The sequence below is a fragment of the Rhodococcus sp. IEGM1428 genome, assembly GCF_050321865.1.
GTDB lineage: Bacteria > Actinomycetota > Actinomycetes > Mycobacteriales > Mycobacteriaceae > Rhodococcoides.
The window spans coordinates 1,635,840-1,639,548 of sequence record NZ_JBNQFW010000001.1 but is presented as its reverse complement, the minus strand read 5'-3'; the positions used below and the strand labels follow the sequence as shown (position 1 = coordinate 1,639,548).

The window sequence follows — 3,709 nt, the reverse complement described above, 5'->3', positions numbered from 1 at the left end:
ACACGCTCGATGTACTGAAAGGGCTCGTATTGCTTCGTCGCGCATCGCCGACCGGATTGAAACGGGGCGGCTCCCTGGTTCTACCGCTTCGACCGAACTGTGAGTTCGCAGGACGAGTACGAGACGACGACCGATTGGGTATGTGTCTGCGACATGAGCTTCCCCTCCCCGAACAGGTGTCCGGCACGAACGCAACGTCGGTGCCGACCCTTGGATCCCATTACAACGTGTGGCCGAAGCTGTCCAGCCCGTCCACCCACTGAAGCCGCACCCGAAACCCGGCCTCCAACACCTCCAGCGGCTTACAAAGATACAACATTGGCAGGAGCCTTTTGTGCAGTAGTCATAAGAAGCATCGACGACCGCTTCCAGCCTGTTACAGGAGTGACCGTGTTCGCCACTCGAACGTGCCCTATTCGATCGAACGAATGACTTCTCGAGAGGAACGGGCGCCACGTCCCGGTATTTATCCGGCGCAGCGATCGGTAAAATGCCGCATTTACCGACTTCATGTTTGTTTGTGTGGCAACTCGCGCCGCCTGATCAGCAGGGTCGCACCGAGTGCACCGACAGCAGAAAGGCACAGGATCAGCTCTGATCCGAAGCCCAGCCGAGTGGCGACGGTGTGCGTTCGGCGCAGCGCAACACTCGAAACGAGTACGTCTGGGGTGAACAGCGGCGTCTGTTGCAACACGGCGCCGTTGGGCGAGACTATCGCGCTGACGCCACTCGTCGCGGCCACCACGACAGTCCTTCCGTGTTCGACTGCCCGTACTCGCGACATCGCAAGTTGCTGGTAGGTCATTTCGGTGTCGCCGAAGGTCGCGTTGTTGGTGGGGATGGCGATGAATTCCGCTCCGGACCTGACCGATTCCTCGAGGGCGCGATCGAATGCGACCTCATAGCACGTCGCTATTCCGGCGGCTATTCCTGCGGCGTGCACCACGCCGTTACCACTGCCGGGGACGAAATATCCCGCCCGGTCGGCATATTCCGAAAACAAACGGAAAAAGCTTCGGTAGGGCAAGTACTCGCCGAACGGTTGAATTATCTTTTTGTCGTGCCTCTCGCCGGGGCCGTCGTCACCGTTCCATGCAATGACGGAATTCGAGTTCGTGCCGTCGGCATTGACGAGCACCGTGCCGACGAGGATCGGCGCGCCGACGGCAACCGAGGCTCGTGTGATGAGAGTCGCAGCGTCGGGATTGCGCAACGGGTCGATATCGGACGCGTTCTCCGGCCACACGACGAGATCCGGAGCGGGTTGTCTGCCCGCCTCGACATCGGCGGCCAGAGTCAAGGTCTCCCGGACGTGATTGTCCAGAACTGCGCGGCGCTGTGCGTTGAAATCCAGACCCAATCGCGGAACGCTTCCCTGCACGGCAGCGATGGTGACCGTGCGTTCGCCGTCCTCCGCGTCGTTGGTGTGCAGAGTCGGTAGCAGAGCAAGCGCGAAGATGGACGCGACCGTTGTCGTGGCCACGGGAACGACGAAGGATCGCACAGTGCGCGGACGGCAGCTCGCCAGGATCAGCGCCGCCAGGCCGGTTCCGGTCAGGGCCACCCCGAAGCTGAGCAGCGGTGCGCCTCCCACGCTCGCCAACGGCAGCAACCAACCCTCGGGTTGCCCGAAAGCCAGCCGACCCCACGGGAAGCCACCGAACGGAACACTCGACCGCAGCCATTCGGTCAGACTCCACGCCAACGCCAACGACAGTGGCCACCAGGCACTTCGCGCTGCAACTACGCCGAGTGCCCCGAACAATCCCACGAAGACGGACTCGGCGGCAGCCAACGCCAACCACGGCATCGGCCCCACGTACACACCTATCCACGGCAGCAGCGGAACGAAGAATCCGAGGCCGGCGGCATACCCGTAGCCGAAGCCTGCCTTCAGTGACACCGATCGTCGACCGCCGAACCCGGTCAACACCAGCGCCAGTACCGCAATGCCGATCGGTGCCAGGAACCACAGGGCCCGAGGAGGGAAGCTCGCGAAGATCAGTACACCGGCACCGACCGAGAGCAGGGTCGACACGGTGGCCCTGCGTAGACGATCACCCCGTGACGGCGTCGTCGCGACCGCCGGAACACTGTCACCCTTCATGGATGACCTTGCCGCGATGCACGGTCATCGAACAACGTGGGCTCTCGGCCGACGCGTCGAGGCTGGGCAGCGGAGACACTCCGGCCCGTGGGTCCGTCGACCAGCGTTGGACGCTGTCTTTGGGGGCCCGAACAACGAGTTCGTCGACGTCCCACACCGCGAATGATGCGGGCGCACCCGGCACCAGCGTGCCCGCCACGCCGTCTCGGACTCCGCCCGCGCGCCACGCTCCCCGGGTCGCCGCGGAGAACGCAGCTCGGGGTGAAACGGCACTGCCGGGCGTGTGGTGGTTGACGGCGGCCCTCGCCGTCGCCCATGGATCGAGGCGCGTGACCGGTGCGTCGGAACCGAACGCGAGGGCGACGCCGGCCGAGGCCAATCGAGCGAACGGATGGAGTGCGGCGCCGCGCTCGGCACCGAGCCGTGCCGCATAGAGTCCTTCCGAACCACCCCACAGCGAGTCGAACAGCGGTTGCACGCTCGCTATCACGCCCCACGAGGCCAGAAGATCGGACTGTTCCGGTGTCACCATCGACAGATGGTCGAGCCGGTGTCCGCATGCAGCAACGGCAGGTGTGCCGAGTTCGGCCACCACACGCGCGAAGGCAGTGACGGCGGCCGAGACCGCGGCATCTCCGATGACGTGGAAGCCGGCTTGGACCCCGGCCGCGGTACAGGCCGAGATGTGCGCGGTGATCGCGTCGACGTCGAGGTAGGAGACTCCCGTTCCGGGGCCGTCCGCATAGGGAGAGGACAACCACGCGGTTCGCGACCCCAGCGAGCCATCGACGAAGATGTCGCCGGCCAGGCCGTGCGCCCCGGTGTCGGCGAGCAGCTGCCGTGCCTGCTCGGCCGTGTCGACCGGCTCGCCCCAGTAGCCGCGCACTTCCACCCCGTGTGCGGTAGCCATCAGTTCACGGAAGTCGTCGATTCCCGACACGATCGGGCCCCCGCATTCGTGCACGGCGACGATTCCCTTCGCTGCTGCGTCGTCCAGCGCCGCCTTACGGGCCCGGGTGCGGGTGTCCGTGGTGAGCATGGCGCGAGCCGTCTGCCTCGCGAGGTGGTGCGCATCGGCAGTGAGCGGGGACTGCGGCGAGAACCCCGTGGCGGTGTCGATACCGGACGCCGCCGCCCGCAACGGCGTCGAGACGGCTGCCGAGTGTGAATCGACTCGCGTGAGGTACACCGGCCGGCCCGGAGCTGCTGCATCGAGATCGGACGTCGTCGGTGACCGCCGTTCGATCCACTCCGATTCGTCCCAGCCGTGCCCCCACACCAGTGCGTCGGACGTCTTCGCTGCGTACTCGGCGAGTGCGCGCATGCAGTCGTCGAGGGATCGGCAGTGGGACAGATCGAGTCCGATCAGGGACAACCCCAGATCGGTGACGTGTACGTGTGTGTCGACGAAAGCCGGTGCCACGAAGGAGCCGGCCAGGTCGGTGACGGGCACTCCGGGATGAAGCGCACGGCCGGTGCGATCCTCACCGATCCAACTGACGACTCCATCGGTCACGGCCATGGCGGTGGCGTCCGAGGCCATCGGACTGTAGATCCGTCCGCCGCAGAACAATTCGGTGGTCACGAACGACCAGTCTGCCC

The 3,709-nt window shown here is 65.3% G+C and carries 2 protein-coding genes; both read right to left on the bottom strand.

All coding sequences use genetic code 11. The annotated features are described in order from the left end of the window. Positions 1-508: 508 nt before the first annotated feature. Complete coding sequence (gene lnt, locus ACQR3T_RS07640) at positions 509-2,107, bottom strand: apolipoprotein N-acyltransferase (protein ID WP_428692905.1); 1,599 nt, start codon at positions 2,105-2,107, stop codon at positions 509-511. Continuing rightward, positions 2,097-3,692, bottom strand: coding sequence for an amidohydrolase (locus ACQR3T_RS07635; RefSeq protein WP_428692904.1), 1,596 nt, complete (start codon positions 3,690-3,692; stop codon positions 2,097-2,099). The genes lnt and ACQR3T_RS07635 overlap by 11 nt, the downstream gene beginning before the upstream one ends. Positions 3,693-3,709 lie beyond the last annotated feature (17 nt).

What these genes read in the sequence shown, in the direction of transcription:
- lnt (WP_428692905.1), bottom strand. Translation starts at nt 2,107, where the DNA reads ATGAAGGGTGACAGTGTTCCGGCGGTCGCGACGACGCCGTCACGGGGT.